The 18,671-nt window shown below is 58.0% G+C and carries 17 protein-coding genes; 6 read left to right on the plus strand and 11 right to left on the minus strand.

From position 1 onward, the window contains the following. Nucleotides 1-70: 70 nt before the first annotated feature. Nucleotides 71-979 carry a LysR family transcriptional regulator gene (locus tag QMK50_RS05490; RefSeq protein WP_095165568.1) on the minus strand — a complete coding sequence of 303 codons (909 nt, stop codon included), beginning with the start codon at nt 977-979 and terminating at the stop codon, nt 71-73. 152 nt (nt 980-1,131) lie between these two features. On the opposite strand from QMK50_RS05490, the gene QMK50_RS05495 reads away from it, so the two are divergent. After that, nucleotides 1,132-2,202 (plus strand): sigma-54-dependent Fis family transcriptional regulator, encoded by a 1,071-nt coding sequence (locus QMK50_RS05495; protein WP_320332717.1) that lies wholly within the window; start codon nt 1,132-1,134, stop codon nt 2,200-2,202. Between the two features lie 88 nt (nt 2,203-2,290). Next, a complete protein-coding gene (locus QMK50_RS05500; protein WP_320332718.1) occupies nt 2,291-3,073 on the plus strand; it encodes an SDR family NAD(P)-dependent oxidoreductase in 783 nt (260 codons plus the stop codon). Between the two features lie 27 nt (nt 3,074-3,100). On the opposite strand, the gene QMK50_RS05505 is transcribed toward QMK50_RS05500, so the two are convergent. Genes QMK50_RS05505 through QMK50_RS05530 form a run of 6 tightly spaced genes read right to left on the minus strand, consistent with a single transcriptional unit; the run spans nt 3,101 to nt 12,208 of the window. After that, on the minus strand, nt 3,101-5,038 hold the full coding sequence (locus QMK50_RS05505; protein ID WP_095165573.1) for an acyl-CoA synthetase: 1,938 nt from the start codon (nt 5,036-5,038) through the stop codon (nt 3,101-3,103). A 44-nt stretch (nt 5,039-5,082) separates the two neighbouring features. Next, nucleotides 5,083-6,495 (minus strand): amidase, encoded by a 1,413-nt coding sequence (locus QMK50_RS05510; protein WP_095165575.1) that lies wholly within the window; start codon nt 6,493-6,495, stop codon nt 5,083-5,085. A 44-nt stretch (nt 6,496-6,539) separates the two neighbouring features. Continuing rightward, nucleotides 6,540-7,718, minus strand: coding sequence for a M20 aminoacylase family protein (locus QMK50_RS05515; protein ID WP_320332719.1), 1,179 nt, complete (start codon nt 7,716-7,718; stop codon nt 6,540-6,542). Nucleotides 7,719-7,754: 36 nt separating this feature from the next. Further along, nucleotides 7,755-9,056 (minus strand): MFS transporter, encoded by a 1,302-nt coding sequence (locus QMK50_RS05520; RefSeq protein WP_095165578.1) that lies wholly within the window; start codon nt 9,054-9,056, stop codon nt 7,755-7,757. Between the two features lie 3 nt (nt 9,057-9,059). Further along, a complete protein-coding gene (locus QMK50_RS05525) occupies nt 9,060-10,421 on the minus strand; it encodes a DUF1329 domain-containing protein (protein WP_320332720.1) in 1,362 nt (453 codons plus the stop codon). 35 nt (nt 10,422-10,456) lie between these two features. Then, nucleotides 10,457-12,208, minus strand: coding sequence for a DUF1302 domain-containing protein (locus QMK50_RS05530; protein ID WP_095165582.1), 1,752 nt, complete (start codon nt 12,206-12,208; stop codon nt 10,457-10,459). Between QMK50_RS05530 and QMK50_RS05535 the strand changes: the two genes are divergently transcribed. The 4 genes from QMK50_RS05535 to QMK50_RS05550 all read left to right on the plus strand — a co-directional run bounded on the left by QMK50_RS05535 (nt 12,166) and on the right by QMK50_RS05550 (nt 15,629). Beyond that, nucleotides 12,166-12,333 carry a hypothetical protein gene (locus QMK50_RS05535; RefSeq protein ID WP_177440574.1) on the plus strand — a complete coding sequence of 56 codons (168 nt, stop codon included), beginning with the start codon at nt 12,166-12,168 and terminating at the stop codon, nt 12,331-12,333. The two genes, QMK50_RS05530 and QMK50_RS05535, sit on opposite strands and share 43 nt — an antisense overlap. Before the next feature lie 4 nt (nt 12,334-12,337). Beyond that, a complete protein-coding gene (locus QMK50_RS05540; protein WP_320332721.1) occupies nt 12,338-13,270 on the plus strand; it encodes a LysR family transcriptional regulator in 933 nt (310 codons plus the stop codon). A gap of 386 nt (nt 13,271-13,656) precedes the next feature. After that, nucleotides 13,657-15,195, plus strand: a complete 1,539-nt coding sequence (locus QMK50_RS05545) for a site-specific integrase (RefSeq protein ID WP_320332722.1) — start codon at nt 13,657-13,659, stop codon at nt 15,193-15,195. Between the two features lie 95 nt (nt 15,196-15,290). After that, nucleotides 15,291-15,629 (plus strand): hypothetical protein, encoded by a 339-nt coding sequence (locus QMK50_RS05550; RefSeq protein ID WP_320332723.1) that lies wholly within the window; start codon nt 15,291-15,293, stop codon nt 15,627-15,629. Nucleotides 15,630-15,986: 357 nt separating this feature from the next. Here QMK50_RS05550 and QMK50_RS05555 read toward each other — a convergent pair whose 3' ends face one another. The 4 genes from QMK50_RS05555 to QMK50_RS05570 all read right to left on the minus strand — a co-directional run bounded on the left by QMK50_RS05555 (nt 15,987) and on the right by QMK50_RS05570 (nt 18,594). Next, nucleotides 15,987-16,556 carry a recombinase family protein gene (locus QMK50_RS05555; RefSeq protein ID WP_320332724.1) on the minus strand — a complete coding sequence of 190 codons (570 nt, stop codon included), beginning with the start codon at nt 16,554-16,556 and terminating at the stop codon, nt 15,987-15,989. A 132-nt stretch (nt 16,557-16,688) separates the two neighbouring features. After that, nucleotides 16,689-16,907, minus strand: coding sequence for a hypothetical protein (locus QMK50_RS05560; protein ID WP_320332725.1), 219 nt, complete (start codon nt 16,905-16,907; stop codon nt 16,689-16,691). Between the two features lie 411 nt (nt 16,908-17,318). Then, entirely contained in the window at nt 17,319-17,771 is a 453-nt protein-coding gene (locus QMK50_RS05565) for a hypothetical protein (RefSeq protein WP_320332726.1), read from the minus strand. A gap of 346 nt (nt 17,772-18,117) precedes the next feature. After that, nucleotides 18,118-18,594, minus strand: a complete 477-nt coding sequence (locus QMK50_RS05570; protein WP_320332727.1) for a hypothetical protein — start codon at nt 18,592-18,594, stop codon at nt 18,118-18,120. Nucleotides 18,595-18,671: the final 77 nt, after the last annotated feature.

An 18,671-nucleotide genomic window follows, 5' to 3' on the forward strand; every position in this document is an offset into this window, starting at 1 on the left:
GGTGGGAGACACTTGGGGAGACAGGTGTCGCTTCAGTTGTATCGTCTGGGCCAGCCGATTTGTCCGCAGCTCACCCCGCTTGCGCCTCGCGAGTCACTTGCAGGCAAGCGTGCTCTGCGCTGTCGATGAAGGTGGCGATGCAGGGGTTGTGATTGTCGGCCTTCCACACCGCGACTACCTCGATGACCGGGGCATCGCGCAACGGTTTGAAGGTGGTGGTGGCCAGGCGCATGTTGCACATCGAGCGCGGCACGATCGCGATTCCCAAGCCTTCGCCCACCAGGTTGACGATGGTTTGCTGCATGTTGATTTCCAGCCCGATGTTCGGGGTGACACCGTGCTGCAGGCAGTAGTTGAAGATCATGTCGTGCAAGGCGGGAGCGATCCGTCGGGGCACGATGATGAAGGTTTCTCCGGCCAGCTCCCGTGGGTCGATCAGCGCCTGCTCGAGGAGCCGATGGCCCGGCGGCAGGACCACGGTCATTTCTTCGCGAAACAGGGTCACGGTTTCCAGCCCGGAGCAGTCCTGCGGGCGGTACATGATCGCCACGTCCTTGTTGCCGCTGCTGATGTCCTGGGCCAGGTCCAGGGGCAAGGTCTCGGTGAGTTTCAGGCTGACCTGGGGAAACTGCGCAGCGTAGCGCCGGGTAATCGCCGGCGTAACGCTGTAGGCCGTCGACATCATGAACCCCACCGACAACTCGCCCGCCGCCCCCCGCGCTGCGGCCAAGGCATTGCGCTTGGCCTGCTCGAACGCGGCAAACACCGTACCGGTGTCCAGGTAAAAACGCTGGCCGGCTTCGGTGAGTTCTACCCGTCGCCGGGAACGATCAAACAGCCTGACCCCCAGTTCGTCTTCCAGCAAGGCGATCTGCCGTGACAGCGGCGGCTGCGAGATATGCAGGCGTTCGGCGGCACGACCGAAGTGCAGGGTTTCTGCCAGGGTGCGGAAATATTGCAGATGGCGGAGCTCAATCATGATGCTCTCAAAGGTATCAATAGATGATTTATTATGGATTGGAAAATATAAGTGTGCCTCGTTATTGTCATTCAACGCCATATCGACGGCTGCATCACAAGTGCGGTGAGTCGACATAGTCACGAGCTATACAATAATAAAAGGTGACGCTGATGCCTTCTGTACACGAAAACCCTTCGTTTACCCGAGCCCACACAACTTCCGCCTACCCTGAATGCGATATTGCCCACGACTCCGACCCCTACGTGCGCCAGGCCTTTCGCCGTGCACTGCGGCTCATGGAGCGCGGCATCGCGGTGCTGATCCAGGGCGAGACCGGGACTGGCAAAGAGGTCCTCGCCCGTGCACTGCACGCGCACAGTCAGCGCCACGCCGCGCAACTGGTCGCCCTCAACTGCGCCTCAATCCCCGAAACCCTGATCGAAAGCGAACTGTTCGGCTATGCCCGCGGTGCTTTCTCCGGTGCCCTGCCCGGCGGCAAGAAAGGCAAAGTGGCCCAGGCCGACGGCGGCACCTTGTTTCTCGATGAAATCGGCGACATGCCCTTCGAACAGCAGACCCGCCTACTGCGGGTCATCGCCGAACGCGAGATCACCCCGCTGGGTGCCGAACGCAGCGTGCCGGTGAACTTCGCCTTGATCTGCGCGACCCACCAATCACTGTCCGACCTGGTGGAAAACGGCCGCTTTCGCGAAGACCTGTTCTATCGCATTGCTACCGGCGTGGTGCAACTGCCGCCCCTGCGTGAGCGCACTGATCGGGCCGAACTGGTGTGCAGCATGGTCGCCAACGAATTGCCCGGTTGCGACCCACGCCAGGTGATCAGTGCCGATGTCTGGCCCCTCCTGCTCGGCCATGCGTGGCCCGGCAACCTGCGGCAGATGCGCGCGGTTATCCGCTACGCCTGCGCGGTCAAGGAAGGCGCGCGCATCCAGCGGTGTGACCTGCCCGCTGATTTCCTCGCCCAAGCCGGTGGTCAGCCTGGGCTGCCGGTCCGCGCCCTGGTGCAGAACGTCACGCCGATTCGCCCGAGCAGGCCCACCGCCGCCCCAGTGGGTGAGCGCGAGGACGTCCTCGGCGTGCTCATCGACTGCCGCTGGAACATGACCGCGGCGGCTCGCGCGCTAGGCATCTGCCGACCCTCGCTGTATCGCGTCCTGCGGCGGCTGGACATCGCGCCGCTGAAGAACCAGTTGGCGCTGGGCAGCTTCGCCCCTTCCTGACGGTTTACCCCCTGCTGTCCATCGAAAAGCCGGCCACTTCCCGTGTATCGGGAAGGCCGACCTGCGTCCAGATCAAGGAATAACAATAATGAATGCCTCAGCCAATTTTGCGCCGATCAGTTTTTCTCTCAAGGGCCGTAACGCACTGGTGACCGGCGCCGCACGCGGCATCGGCTATGCCATCGCCGTGGCCCTGGGCCAATGCGGCGCGCGGGTCGCCATCTGCGACCTCGACCACGACGCCGCAGAACGGGCCGCCGCCCAGCTCGGTGAATTGGGCATTGAGGCCATCGGCCTGGGCGTCGACGTTGCCGATGAGCAACAGGTGCAGGCAATGGTCAGCCAGGTGGGCCTGGCGTTGGGCAGCATCGACATCCTGGTCAACAATGCCGGCATCGTCTCGACCTTGCCCCTGCTAGAAGTCAGCGCGGCAGAATGGAAACGCGTCATGGCAATCGACCTCAACAGCGTTTTCTACTGCGCCAAAGCCGTGCTCCCCGGCATGATGGCCCGCCGCTGCGGACGCATCATCAACATCGCCTCCGTCGCCGGCAAACGCGGCGGCGGCCTGCTGGGCAACAGTTGTTATGCCGCCGCCAAAGGCGGCGTAATCGCCCTGACCAAGGGCCTGGCCCGCGAGGCCGGCCCCTTCAACATCACCGCCAACGCCGTCTCCCCCGCCCTGACCGAAACCGACATGACCAGCACCCTGAGCACCGAAGCACGGGCCAAAGTACTGGCAGACATGCCACTGGGACGCGCCGGAACCCCCCGCGACATCGCCGCCGCCGTGTGCTTCCTGGCATCGGATGCGGCGAGTTTTGTTACTGGGGAGATCATGGATGTGGATGGGGGGTATATGCGCGATTAAGGGGGCTCTTGGTCTCTGGAAACCAGCTCAGTCTATTGTGCCCCCACCCTCTGGCTGGTTGTCGCGAGTGTCATGCAACACATAACGCACGGCATAACCGCTCAGGCGCTGTTTCAATTGCTCGCTTTGTACAGCGCTAAGCTGCGGCACATAAATATCCACGCGCTGCCCGTGGCGCTCGTCACTGTGGGCTTCGACCCGGCTTGGCGCCGCGACCTGCCACACCTCCTGCTCGAACACTCGCCGGATCGCATCCAGGCGCAAGGCGGGCTTGAATGTCTTGCCCACGGCAGTCAACGGGATTTGCTCCACCAGCCAGATATCCTTGGGCACCGCAGCGCGCTCGTGAATGTGCTGCATGGCGTGTTCCATCAACTGGGCTTCGCTGGCCTGTTCGCCGGCCTTGAGTTGGATGTACACCACCGGCAGCTCTCCGGCCTTGATATCGGGCTTGCCCACCGCCGCTGCCAGCGCCACGGCTGGATGGCGATGCATCGCCTCTTCGATCATCTGCGGGTCAATGTTGTGACCGCCACGAATAATCAGGTCCTTGCTGCGACCGGTGAGCCAGATGTAGCCATCGGCATCGATCCGCCCCAGGTCGCCGGTGTTGAACCAGTCACCATCGAGCCAGATGCCTGCGTTCTTGTCCTTCTGCAGATACCCCTTGAACACCGTCGGCCCGCGCAGGCACAGGGTGCCAGGCTCATCCATAGCGGCATCCCGCGAGTAGTTGCCATCGCTGTCGAGCACCGCGATCTTGACCTCGCAATAGGGCAGGCGCAGACCGATCGAGCCGGGCCGACGCTCGCCCTCGTAGGGGTTGCAGGCGGTGGCGCAGGTGCCTTCGGTCAAGCCATACCCCTCAATGATGCGCAGCCCGGTGCGGGCTTCAAACTGGCGGATCAGCTCCACCGGCATGGGCGCCGCACCGCAGAGCGCAAAGCGCAGGGTGGAGACGTCAATACCCTCGTTGGGAATCTGCAGCAGTGCCGCATAGATGGTGGGCACGCCGCTGAAACTGCTGACCCGGTAGCGCTCCACCAGCGTCCAGAAGTCCTTGATCAAGGTCGGGTTGCGGTAGCCCTGGGGACCGGGGAGCAAGACCTGGGCGCCCTGATGAAAGGCCGCAAGCCCGGTGACCATTACCCCATTGACGTGAAACAGCGGCAAACCGCACAGCAGCACATCGTCCGGCACATATCGCCCGTGCAGGCCAATGATCTCGGCCATCGCAACTTCGTTGAAATGGCTGTGGGGCGCCAGCTTCGGCGTGCCGGTGGTGCCGCCTGTGTGGAAGTAGGATGCGATGTCGTCAGGCTGGATAACCCGCCCGCTCTCCAGATAATCGGCCGGGGCGGCGGCGAGCAGTTCATCGAAATCCAGTACGCCTGCTGGCATCGTTGGTCGTTGAGCCTTCACGGCACTGCGTTGCGGTTCCGCCAGCAGGTTGGCGAGATCGACCGTCACGACAGTAGGCATCTGCGGCAACAGGTCGGCCAGTGCGGCCACCTTCTGCCACAGGTCGGTCCCGGGGAACGGTGCCAGCGTAACCAGCACCGAGGTGTTGGAAGCGCGTATCAGCTCGGCAATGTGCTCAGGTTCCAGCAACGGGTTGATGGCATTGACGATCCCCGCGGCCTCACCGCCCCAAATCACAAAGTGGGTATGCGGCAGGTTGGGCAACAGGAAGGATACTGCCTGACCCGTACGCAACCCCAGACGGTGCAAGGCATTGGCGGTTTGCGTGACCTTGGCGAACAGCTCTGCGTAACTGATGCGCCAGGGCTGGTCCTCGATGCTGCCCGTCGGCAGGAAACACAAGGCTGGTAGATCGGCAAAACGCTCGGCCGAACGCCGTAGCAACTCATAGGTACTGGCGGGTAGATCCCGCTCCGCCAACGGGTACTGCTGCTCAAGGGCTTCGATATCACTCAACCGGGCGAGGGAAACAGATGCAGTCATGGTCTTGGGGTCCTTGCTTGGACAACGGTTCGCAGGCGCGATTTTCAGGTTTTTACTATAGGGGCCAAAGGATGGGTCGTGGGAAAAGCCTGTTCATAGGCGCGACACACCCGCAGTACCTGGTCATCGGCAAATCTTGCACCCACCACTTGCAAGCCAATCGGCAAACCCTCGTTCGAAAAACCGCAGGGCAACGAGGCCGCCGGTTGCTGGGTGAGGTTGAAGGGATAACTGAAGGGCGACCACTTCATCCAGTCGTCCAGCCCAGAGCCAGGCGGTACATCGTGCCCTGCCTCGAAGGCGGTGATCGGCAGCATCGGGCACACCAGCACGTCATAACGACTGTGGAAGTTGTTCATGTGCGCTACCAGCACAGCCCGTGCTTCCTGGGCAGCGGTGAATTGCGCCAGGGTCGTATGTTGGCATTGCTCGGTAAAGCGCAGCAGGCCCGGATCGAGCAAGCTTTTTTGCTCATCGCTCAATTGCCCCGCCAACCCCGCGGCCCCGGCATAGACCACCGTTTTGAACAGTTCCAGCGGGTTAGTGAAGCCTGGGTCAATCGCCTCGATATGCGCGCCCAACTGCGCCAATCGCTCAACCGCCTGCGCCACGACCCGGGCCACGCGAGGATCAACCTCCACATAGCCAAAGTTCGCACTGTAGGCGATGCGCAGCCCGCGCAGGTCGGTGCTTTCCGCCAGCCATGGGGTATGCCGTGGCGCCCCCAGCAACCCATCCCTGGGATCAGGCCGGGCGACGGTTTGCAGAAACAGCACGGCATCGTCCACCGTGCGCGTCATCGGCCCCAGATGGGACACCAGGGTGGTCGCGCTGGCCGGCCACTGGGGAATGTAGCCAAAGGTCGGCTTGAAGCCGAACGTCCCAGTGAAACCGGCGGGGATGCGGATCGAGCCGCCGGCATCACTGCCCTGATGCAGTACGCCCAGGTTGAGCGAGGCCGCCACGGCTGCGCCGCCGGATGACCCACCAGAGGTCATGCGCGTGTCCCAGGGGTTGCGGGTAATCCCGTAGAGCGGGCTATCCGTCACGCCTTTCCAGCCGAACTCCGGGCTGGTGGTCTTGCCCAGGATCACCGCGCCCGCGTCGCGCAAGAACGTGGTGATCGGCGCGTCGACGTCCCACGGCCCATCCGCGGGAATCACCCGCGACGCTTTACGGGTCGGCATGCCGCGGGTCGCTGTCAGTTCCTTGATCGAGGTTGGCAAGCCGTCCAGCGCACCGCAAGGCTGGCCCTTGAACCAGCGCTGCTCAGCCGCGCGGGCGGTGTACAGCGCACCTTGCGGGTCGGTATAACAATACGCATTGAGCTGCGGGTTGAAACGCTCGATACGGGCCAATGCATCCTCGGTGACTTCCACCGGCGACAGCCGTTTGGCGCGGAAATGCTCGAGCAGCTCGACGGCGCTCATCTGCGCAATGGCGGTATGTTGGGTCATGACTAAATCCTGGTGATAGGGTTATTCCCTGTAGGGGCGTGATTTCAGCGCAGGTAGTCTTCCACCAGCGCCACCCAACAGGCTGCTCCAAGGGGGATCAACTCGTCATTGAAGTCGTAGTGATCGTTATGCACCGAGCAACCGTTGAACTCGCCAATGCCATTGCCCAAGCCGAAATAGCACCCCGGTACTTCCTGCAGCATCCAGGCAAAATCTTCGCTGCCCATGGCCTTCAAGGACACGTGCTCCATGACATGGGCGGTGCCTAGCGCCCGCTTGGCCGCCTCCAGCATGTGCTGGGTCTCGGCGGGAGTATTGACCAGCACTGGCGCCAACAGCTGATAGTCGATACGGGCCGTCACGCCAAATGACGCGGCCTGCCCCTGGACAATCCCACGGATTCTTTGTTCGACGAACTCCCGCACCTGCGGGTCGAGGGTGCGCACGCTTAACTCCAGCATGGCCGTTTCCGGGATGATGTTGACCGCGGTCCCTGCATGCACCTTGCCAATACTGATTACCGCCGAATCGTTGACCCCGATATTGCGCGACACCACGGTTTGCAGCGCGGTAATGATGCTCGCCAATGCCGGGATCGGATCAATGCTGCGTTCCGGCATCGCCCCGTGTCCACCACGCCCAGTGAGGGTGATGCAGACCCGCTCGGACGAGGCCATGACCCCGCCACTCTTGATGATCGCGTGGCCCACCGGGAACCCCGGCATATTGTGAAAGGCATATACCGCATCGCAGGGAAAGCGCCGGAACAGACCATCTTCCATCATGGCTTTGGCGCCAGTCAGGCCCTCTTCATCCGGCTGGAAAATCAGGTTCACCGTACCGTCAAATTCAGCATGCAATGCCAGTTGCTCAGCTGCGGCGAGCAAGGTTGCGGTGTGCCCATCGTGACCACAGGCATGCATCAATCCTTCGCGACGGCTGGCCCAGGGCAAACCGTTTTTCTCAATGATTGGCAGCGCATCCATATCGGCCCGCAACCCCAGGGTTTTCGAGCCGCTGCCGCGCCGCAGCACGCCGACCACACCACAACCGCCGATGCCGGTATGCACTTCATAGCCCCAACCTTCGAGCAAGCCAATGACCAGGGCCGCCGTTTCCCGGGTGTTTTGCCCAAGCTCAGGCTCGGCGTGGATGTTGCGGCGGATCGTGACAAAACGCTCGGCACTGTCTTGCAGGCGCGTGTATAGAGGGCTGTAGCTCACGGTGGATTCCTTATTCTTGGGTTAAGGTCAGAAAAATCAGGGGCGCCCTGGGTGCTCAGGGTAGAAACGCAGTGCCGCGCCACTCAAAACGATCGCCACACACAAGTACCAGGCCGGTACCAGTGGGCTGCCGGTCAGGGCAATCAACCACGTCACGATCAGCGGTGAAAAACCGCCGAACAACGTGACGCCAAAGCTGTAGATGATCGACAGCCCCGTCACCCGGTCATCGCGGGAAAAGGCTTCCATCAGCAATGCCAGCCCCGCTCCACCGCTGATGGCCATCGGCAGAATCAGCAACGAGACCGCCACCAGGCACAGCAGCGTGCTTTGCTGGTCGAGCATTACAAATGCGGGGTAGGTCAGCACCGCTTGCAGACCGCACAGCCAATACAGCAAGGGCTTGCGCCGGGGCATGCGATCGGCGAAACGCGAGGCGAAAGGCGGCACCACGGCTAGCAACACGCAGGCAAAAGCCACCAGGCCAAAGGCGAAGCTGCTGGGGTAATGCAGCGTGCGAGTCAGGTAGGTGGGCATGTAGAACACCACCATGTACGAGCTCACCGTGGAGCTGGCCATCAGCAGGATGCCCAATCCCAGGGTGCGCGCGTGATTGCGCACGAAGTCGCGAATTGGCGCCGGTTTGTCGATGTTTTCGTGGGTTTCATCCAGGTGTCGACGGATGTACCAGCCCACCGGGCCGATCAGCAAACCGATAATGAACGGCACACGCCAGCCCCAGCTGTGCAACGCCTCCTCCGACAACAGCGTGGTCAGCACCAGCCCCGACAGCGCGCCCAGCAGCGCGGCAGCGCCTTGGCTTGCGCCCTGCCAGCAGACCATGAAGCAACGATTGTCGGTACGCCCGGACTCCATCAGGAACGCTGAGGCCGCGCCAACCTCGCCACCGGCGGAAAAACCCTGGAGCAGGCGGCCAAAGACCAGCAGCCCGGTGGCAAAGATGCCGATGCTCGAATAGGTCGGGGTGAAGGCGATAATGCCGGTGCCCACGGTCATCAAGGCGATGGTCAGGGACAACGCCTGCTTGCGCCCATAACGGTCGGCGAACCGGCCGATCAACACCGCGCCCAGGGGCCGGATCAAAAAGCCGAGGGCGAAGGTCACCAACGACATCATCAACGACGCCAGCGCTGAGTCAGCCGGGAAAAACAGTTTGCCGATAATCACCGCAAAAAAGCTGTAGACCGTGAAGTCGTACATTTCCAGGCCGTTGCCCAGGGACGAGGCCACTACCACGCGGCGCGTCTTGGCGCGTGGCGCCGCCGTAACGGGTGCGGCGTAGTCAAATGTCGATGAAGGAACCGAGGTCGTTTTCATGGTTTAGCGCACCCCGGACTGACGCAGGGCATTGGGGGTGAACTCGCCTTCCAGCGCCTTCACGTCAAACTGATAGTTGCGCTTCTCTTCGTTCTTCAGGCCGAGCACCAGGTACCGCCCGCTGATCATGTCATTCAGGGTTTCGGCGGTGTAGAACGGCACCTGATGGTTGTAGTAGGACTGCTGGTGAGCTTCGGCCACGCGCCATAAGGTATTGCGACCGTCGTAGTGATCAATCACGGCGGCTTGCCAGGAGTCCTCATCGATGTAGAAGTCACGCTTGGCATAGACATGCCGCTGGCCCGGCTTCAAGGTCGCGACAACATGCCAGACCCGGTGCAACTCATAGCGCGCCAGGCCCTGGTCGATATGACCGGCCTTGGTGATATCAGCGTACTTGAGCTTGGGCGAGTCGAGCTTGTAGCTGTTGTAGGGAATGAACAACTCCTGCTTGCCGACCAATTGCCAGTCGTAGCGATCCGGCGCGCCATTGAACATGTCGTAATTGTCGACCACCCGTTGGCCATCGGTACTGCCGGCAGGGCCGTCATAGGCCACCTGTGGCGCGCGCCGTACACGGCGTTGACCTGCGTTGTAAAGCCAGGCCTGGCGGGGCTCCTTGACCTGGTCGAGGGTTTCGTGGACCAGTTCGACATTCCCGGCCAGGCGGGCCGGCGCGGTGATGGTCTGCTTGTTATAGAACAGCACATTGCTCGACTTGGCCGGGTCGTAATCGGCCAGGCTTTCGCGCAGCACGTACTGATGATCAAAGGTCACCGGTGTGCCCGCACCCCGTACATCCGGAACGATCTGCACCATCTGGCGCTTCATGCTGTCGCCTCGGTAACGGGCGATGTGGTTCCAGATCACTTCCAGGCCGCTCTTGGGAATCGGGAACGGGAATGCCTTGGTAAAGTTCTCAAGGCCGTTCCCGCCCGCGACCAATCGGGTATTCAGGGCGTTTTTGCGCGCGGCCTCGACAATCGCTGGCGGCACATTGGCGCTGCGGTGCGTAGGGTAGACATTCATCGTGTAGTCGGGGTAACGCTTGAACATCGCCACTTGCCCCGGGGACAGGCGGTCGTGGTACTGCTCGACGTTTTGCCCAGTGATGGTGAACAGCACTCGCTCATTGGCAAACGGATCGGCCAGGAACCCGGCGCTGTCAATCGCGCCCGCGTTCTTGGGCAGCCCACCCGTCCAGGCCGGGATCGAGCCATTGGCGTTACCAGCTTTCTCCGCTCCCAGCGGTGTCAAGGTGGTGCCCAGGCGGGCAGCCTCTTCAGGCGAAACCGCTGCCATCGCCGAAGTGCAAAGCAGCAGCGCCAAGGTGCCGCCATATATAACGGGTGTCGAAAAATTCATCGGGCTCAGTCCTTTCTTGTTATCGGATGGCAGGTTCAGAAACTCACGCCCACGCTCAGGGCTACGAAGTCGCGATCGGTCGCGGTGTTGTAATCGCCGCCAAAAAAATCGGTGTAAGACAAGCTCGCGGTATAGGTATTTTTCAGATCCGCATCCAGGCCGAGGCTGACAGCCTTGCTGCCTTCGTTGAAGTTGGGGCCATAACCTTCCACGTCATGGGACCAGGACAAACCGGGCTTGAGATTCACCCCGGCAAACACGTTCTGATAGTCCAGGATGGCGCGCGCCCGGTACCCCCAGGAGTTGGCGGTGTAGAAGCCTTTGCCATTGCAATTCTGCGGGTTGACCGGGTTGGCCATGGTCGGGCAATTGCGGTTATCTGGTAGTTCGCCGTTACCGTAGATGCTGTCGCGACCGAAACGCAGCGCGCTGCTGTGCAGATCACTGAGGTGGTTGTAGCCAACTTCGGAAATCAGCGTCAGGCGCTCGGCAGCCCACACCTGGTCGACAAACTGGGTGAACGTCACCTGCGCCTGGCTCACGGGCTTGCGCACATAGCCGTGGAAATCTTCACCGGGTACTGGCCGCGCAAAACCGCTGGCGAAAATCGGGCTGCCCAGGTCCGCTGCCATCGAGCCGGCCAGGGCGGAAATCGTCACATCGCTGCCGTTGAGGGACAACGGCATGTTGGGGCGATAGCTCAGTTCACCGGAGACGGCGGTGGCGCCCAGGGTGGTGGAGAAGCTCAGGCCGTAGAGGCGGATGTCCTCGGGGTACTCGATGAAGTATTCAGCGCTCGACGCCTGGGTCCCGGGTTTGACGGCAAACGGGCTGTCCCCTACCCGGCCGCCGACAAAGGGTGCGCGGCTGTGATAATTCATGGCGTACAGGCCGAATTCGGTATTGTTCAATGCCTCGGCCTGCCAGCGCAGCGCCACCCCGAACTGGCCGCTGTCACGCGCATCACGATCGGCTCCCCGGGTGAAGTGGTACTGACCGCTGGGATCCCACGGCGGCGCAAACCCCATGCGCGTGCTGCACCCATCGGCCATCACGTCCGAGCCGAAAAACGTGCCGCAGTTATCGAGGACCGTCTGGTCCCACTCCAACTGGTAGAACACCTCGGCGGACACACTGTCGGTCAAGCCCTGGGATAAAAACAGCATGTTCACGGGAATCAATCCTTCCTTGATCTCGGCCCCCGGACGACGGAAAGCGGCGACATCGGTGGGGTTGATCACATTGATCCCGTTACCAATGAATGTACTCTCCCCCCAACTGACCACCTGCTTGCCCACCCGCGCATTGCCGGGTTGGCCGTCGATGAAATAGTTGTGATAGATGAACGCATCGAGGATTTGCGCCCCCGATGACTTGGCAGCCTCTTTGCGGTTGCTGTCGCTGATGGGCAAGTAGCGGCGGCTTTCGTCCTTGAGCTCGAAGTCATACCAGTACTTGCCTCGCACGAAAACGCCTGTATCGCCGTAGCTCAATTGCAAATCATGCACGCCCTTGAAGATCTTCGAAAAGGTCTCGCCTTTGCGAAAATTCATGCGCCCGTCATCGGCACTCTGGCTCGAAGCGTGCCCGCCGTTCCAGGTGCCTACATACGCCGGGTCTGCATTGCGTAGTGCCCAACTGCTGCCAATCGACAACGAGGAGTCGAACTGCCCCTCGATTTCTCCGACATTGAAGGAGATGGCCTGAGCCTGGACGCTGGCGCCGAGCGCGAGGACGGCGGTCAATGCACAGGGCCGCACTCGATCAAACTGAAAGTGATTTGCCACAGAACTTCTTCCCCAACGTTTTTATTATTGAAGGCAGTGCACGTGGCCTGCCGGGCGATGTTGGCGCTGGAGAATCTTCTGGGAGCGTGTTAAAGCTGTCCAATGCAAATATGAAGGATGATTAATGCAGTGGACGACTCAATTGATTTGAAGCGGGTTCGCCATCTGGTCTATCTGAGCGAGGAGCTGCATTTTTCCCGTGCCGCGGCTAGGGCCCATCTGTCACAGACCGCGTTCAGTCGCAGTATTCAATCACTGGAGGCTGATCTGGGCGTGCGGCTGTTCGACCGCGACACGCGTTCTGTGACGCTGACCGAAGCCGGAAAACAACTGATCGGACGCGCCCATGAATTGCTCAGTTGTGCAAAGAAAATGATGGCCCAGGCCAATGACCTGGCTGGAACCGAGGGCGGCGAATTGCGCTTTGGCGTGACGCCGATGGCCGCCAATCTCAACACCACGGACGTGCTGGTCAAGCTGCGTAAAAGCATCCCACGGCTGGTGCTCAATGTTCAGGTCAACTTCTGGGAGCATCTGTCCCATCAACTGGAAACCGACCAGCTGGAGTTTGTCGTGGCCACACTCCGGGCCGACCAGGAATTCGATCCACGCTTCTCCATCACCCACCTGCCGCCGCAACCGGCATCGATTTTTTGCCGCCGCGACCACCCCCTTGCGCAACAGGACCGGCCGATTTCGCGGGAGCAGATTCTGCAATTCCCCTGGAGCGGCGTCGTACCGTCAAGCGAGGCGTCGCTGTATGCCCTGTTTGACCTGACACCCGGAACGCTACTGCCCTGGACCTTGAGCTCCAATGACCTGAACCTGTTGCGCGAAACCACATTGACCAGCGACTCGCTGCTCTTGACCTGGCGCTCCTGGCTCAAGCAGGACCTTGGTGATGGCTTGCTGGTGGACCTGATGCCATTCATCCACCCTGGCTGGCCAGCAGACCTGTTGACCATCAGAAACGCCATGGTGTGTCAGGCCGGGCGCACGCTGTCACCGATTGCCCAACAGGCGGTGGACTCGATCATTGCAACTGCCCGCAGTGACCTATAGGGGCTGGCGACTTGCACTGCATCGGCTGCAGATCATAGTTTCCGAGCAATGCGTAGCCGGCGGCCACTGGAAAGACTCTAACTGAGAAGGCACCTACCAAGTCTCAGAGCTGATCCGCTGGCGCGGGAATTTTCACTCCCCTGTTCTATCGACTGAGCTATCCAGGGTATGGGCTAAAGTATGGGCTGGGATTTTTATCGGAAACGCAGAAACGAAAAAGCCCTGAATGATCAGGGCTTTTTCGTATAAATGTGGCGGTGAAGGAGAGATTCTAATTTAACAGTCCTTTCGACCAACAAACCCACTACTACGGGGCTTGCAGCGTGCATAGTAGTACAATTGAGTAGTACAATCCACCGTACCACTCCCCCCCTCACGGCGCTCCAATGGCAGACAACTTGATTCAAAAGAAAGGCGAATCCATGTGGTATGTCAGGTTGGCCGTCCCTGCCGACGTACAGAAAGCCATTGGCTGCAAAGTGCGGATTCAGTCATTGAAGACGGGGCTCCGCAAGGAAGCAATGGATGCTCGTCTACCCTACCTCACCCAGTGGAAGGCGGAATTTGCAGCAGCCAGAGCAGAGGCACAAATTCGCAAAGAGAACTGGCGCCCCGTGTTAGCAGGATGGAGCAATGAACACGACGCGACTACTGCCGCCAACTTTATGTCGGTAGCGAAAAGAGCCCCAAACACTACCGTGCTTACGCCAGAGGAGCTTGCTACTAATAAGCAACAGATTGTTGAGCTCAAGGAGGAAATGTACGAGACGGCAAATCAGTTGGAGGCTTTTGGAGTGCCGGGCGCAGTCGATATTCTCAAGAAAAGTCATGCAACAGTGTTTCCTAGTGAAATAGAGCGAGTGCAACATTTTGCCGGGGTGATGCGAGAACTCATGACACTTGTGGCCACATCGTACTATGGCCTGAGCCCAACTGAGGTCGCAGAAGCGAAGGCGATAGCGCTAGACCCAACCATTCACAAGCCGAAGTCACCCATCACCCCCGCTCGCCTGAAAACCTATCGAGAGTTTAGGGAGAGTCGTGGTGGTGCTGCAAAACACGTCGATCAGCAAGTGGGCAAGATGGAGCGGCTGTCAGAATTCCTCAAGAAAGAGGGACTGCCACTTAACTTCGATACCGTAGACGAATGGCTGAAATCGCTGGATCGTGCACCAGCTACTTTAGGCCAGTACCTCATGGCTGGTACTGCGTTTTGGAAGTGGGCGATGAAATATGACGCGGCTTGGCGTGAAGAATACAAAGACAAAGTTAACCCGTTCGTAGGGCACGAACTGCCACAGGGCGGCGGCTCTGAGACAGCAGGCAAAGACAGGGAGATCTATACGTGTGCTGATACCGCCAAGCTGCATCAAGCCGCGCTCAATAACGGGGATAAACCGCTCGCAGACCTCATCGCATTGGGCTGGTACACCGGGGCCAGGATCGAAGAATTATGTCGATTGAACAAAGCCAATGTGATCACCGTTGACGGCATCCGGTGCTTCGACTTTCCGAAGAGCAAGAGCAAGGCGAGCAAGCGTGTAGTGCCGATTCATCCAAGCCTGTCGCTCACCATTGATCGACTGAGCAAGGACAGCACCGATACCTTTCTCATCCCCACAAGCTCACACGATCACTATGGCAAACGCTCACACGCGATATCCAAGGCGTTTGGCAGACTGCGTACAGCAGCAGGCTTCAGCAAGCTCCACGTCTTTCATAGTTTCCGCCATACCGTAGTTACTGAGCTGATCAGAGCTGACGTACCAGACGCCTTGGCAAAAGAGCTGGTTGGACACGAAACGGGCTCTGTCACCCACGACGTATACTCGAAAGGTGCGAGCGCGGCACAGAAGCTGGTAGCAATCTCCAAACTCCCATCCTTGAAAACAGAGCTACCAATTGACGATAAAACCATAGACTGAGGTGATGGGATCTCGGCTTCAGGTCGATTCCGTATGTCGGCAGTGTGATACCTTCCTTTGGATTTTCAACCAGCACAGAACCAAGGAGAGGACGCATGACAGTAGCAAATGCTGATGATTACGAAACCGTTGAATACTTCTACGACTGGGACGACAAGGAGACGAATGGAAAACTGAGCATCCTAAAGCTGGAGGTTGGTAACGACGATTCAGTTAAGCTCCTCGTCAGCAAGGCGATTGCGAAAGAGTTCAAGGACAGAGACAAGGTAGTTGTACTTGATGGACGTGAGGTCTTAGGTGAATGGACCAGCCGGCAGTACAGTAAAACGACTTGGAAAGAAATCCATGTCGCGGTTGTCGTGGGTACCAACGTGCAATTCCCATTATCGATTTACGATGCTGGCCCCCCTGCTTCCCCAGTGGCGGAAAAGTAGACTGGCAAGTTCCTAATGCGTGGCCGTGGTGCAATCCCACCTAAAGTGATAGCACCACTTCGTTCCCACCAAAACCCAAAAACCCCGCTACAGGCAATCCCGATTTCAAACCGAGTCAGTATTTTGATCTAGGGAAATCCGTCTGAGGGACATCGCCTGCGTCTAACCCCTACCGTTTATAGGTCGGCTGGTGCGTCAAACTTTGTACAAATCCCTGGCACACCAGATCAGCTAGCCAAAGGTCGATTGATTTGGCTGTTTGCTGCGGCTGTGCTGCTGAATTAGGCGTTGTAGCGATGAAGTAGGGCTAACCCACAGCCTGTAGATTAGCGCCTCTAATTGTGGAGAGAAATCAGATCAGGCTTTGTTCCAGTGCCGTTTCACTGTGGCAATACCAATCTTTAAGTCAGCAGCCACTTCGGCCTGTGTCATATCCTTTGCTTTCAGCCGCTGCACTGCTGTTGTGGTGTCTGTCGCTTCTGGACGCCCCAGCTTCTTGCCCTCGCTCTTGGCACGTTGCAATCCTGCCTGAGTACGTTCGATCAGTAGGTCACGTTCAAACTCGGCAACGGCACCTAGAACCTGCATTGTCATTTTGCCCGCTGCACTGGTCAGGTCTACGCCACCAAGGGCGAGGCAGTGAACTCGGATGCCACGACCTGCCAACATCTCAACTGTCTGGCGTACGTCCATTGCGTTACGACCTAGGCGGTCAAGCTTGGTCACGATCAGCACGTCTCCCGCTTCCATGCGATCTAACAGCTTTTGGAAGCCTGCACGCTCACTAGTAGGGATGCTGCCTGAGATAGTCTCCTCCACTACCCGGCTGGCCTGTACGTCGAAGCCAGCAGACTTTACTTCCTGCACTTGGTTTTCTGTGAACTGGGTTGAGGTGCTGACACGGCAATACAGGAAGGTGCGGGACATGATGGGTGACTCCACTAGTATCACTTAAGGTGGTATCAGTGTACCAAGGGATCAATAATCAAGAAAGCCTATTTATGTGATACCAAATACCGTCTGTCTGGAAGGTATCGTTTAACGGTCGTTTGATGATGCCTACGATTGGCGTAGTCGATTGATTGCATCGGTGATGCTTTGAGCGTTTGCATCCAAGGTTTGCATTGCCACCTGTGCGTTAGTAGCAACGCTGACTACACCATTTTCAGAAAGCCACTTGGTGATCTCTTCAATGGCTGCACTCAATGCATGCTGGTTGTGCAATAGGAGTGTCAGAGCGTCAGCTGTGGCGATGCTGGCGGGGTTGTTGTCGGTCATGGGGTGTTCATCCTTGAAGGTGATGAAAAGATCGTAGCTCACTGCATGGGCAGCTGTAATGGTATTGCTACCGTCATCCTATAGCTGCGTTGATAGGTGTATAGCGGTTAGCACAGCAGGATTGTGATGAGTGATCATCCGGCGTCAGCTAGCCATGTCAGTCGGCGTAGTGCGAACGCTCCAGGTCAACTGTGTGCCGACATTTGTACGGCGTTTGTGATGAATATCACCCAGCGCCATATCTGACGTGTTTTCCTCTAGATTTCAATCCAATTGATTTGGTGTGTGCGGGAATTGGAGAGGAAACGAGTGCGCTTAATACTAGAACCAGTGAACCCTATGTAGAATCACGTCTGTAAGGGTGATGATACAAAGGATTGGGGTGTGGTGTCCGTGTTCTCACCCCTGTTTTCATTCCGTGATAATTAATGCCGGTGTATTCAACACTGACCACCGATGTACATTTTCTTTGTTGAAAAAACGATTGAGATTGTGCGGTGCCTGCTTGTCGATTGAGGCAGCAATCTGGTCCAGCTTTTCAGCGGTCAGCGCTCTGCTCTTAACATTCATAACCGTAGGAAACATCTTGTTCGCAATCTCTCTTAAATTCTCCACTTTGGCGGTGGTGATGATCGAGAGAAACACCTGACGAACTATACCTTTCCTGAGTTCTTGTAGCCTGATCAAGAAAGGTTGATCAGGGTAGAGTCGGCTCAGTCTCTGTTTAAATTTTGCCATGTCTGACAGCATGTTCACTGACAATTCCGGCTTGTCATAGAATACGGAATATTGGTAATTCCAACTGTTGCCTTTGAGGACAGCTAGAAACCTTCTTTTTGTTTTGTCCTCACTGCTCTCACTCAAACTTTGTTCTCCTCTCGATGTGGATCGATCACTACCCTATTCTCCTCCTATACTTCCTTGCCAACCCGCCAAACAAAATCAGCCACCGTTATGCCGTCAAATACCCGCCCTATCTGGCTGGGGCTGAGGGTAGCGCAATGGTTTTCAGCATGGTTTCGAGGGTAGATTATGTTTTATTAGTGCGGCAAATGCTACCCCTATCTTTGGTGGTGGCTCACTGGCTTGCTCCATTCCTTTACTCAAGACAACAAAAAACCCGCGCAGCCACATAGGCTGCGCGGGCTATGGATGGATTAACTTCATCAAGAAAGCGCTCACAATGGATTATAGAGTCTTACAGCTATCGTCAGCTCGGTATCACTAGATCGGCGAAGGTATTGTTAACTTCGTCTTCAATTTGAGCGAGTCGCTTGGCTTTAGCTGATGCGATCTTCTCGGCTTCTTTGATTTCATCTCGTTCGATCAATTGTGCTTTCAAAAGCTCTTTAAACCGCTGACGTTCACGCTCAAGCTCAGCAATGTAATCTTCTTTGACTTTGCCAATCATCAGTGCAAGATCAGCATCTTGAACGTGTTGAGGTTTGGTCATGTAGGCAGAGTAATTAAGACTCTCCATTCGGATGGGTAGTTTCTCATCGAGAACATAACCATCGTCAGTCATCTTGATTACAGTCTGTATGAACTGATAGGGCAATTCGGCCCTAGTGATTGTTTTACATTCACGGGTATTGAGGTACATCTGCTTATAGGACTCTTGACGGCGCTCCAACTCACTTTGATCAAACTTGGGGACGCTTCCTTTTATCTTAATAGTATTGGTCATTTTATTTATTCCTCGTGATAGTCTTTATCTATAGGCGTAGTTGCCTGCTTGTTTATTGCTTTAATAACTTTCTTGAA

The sequence above is a fragment of the Pseudomonas sp. P5_152 genome (assembly GCF_033989915.1).
GTDB lineage: Bacteria > Pseudomonadota > Gammaproteobacteria > Pseudomonadales > Pseudomonadaceae > Aquipseudomonas.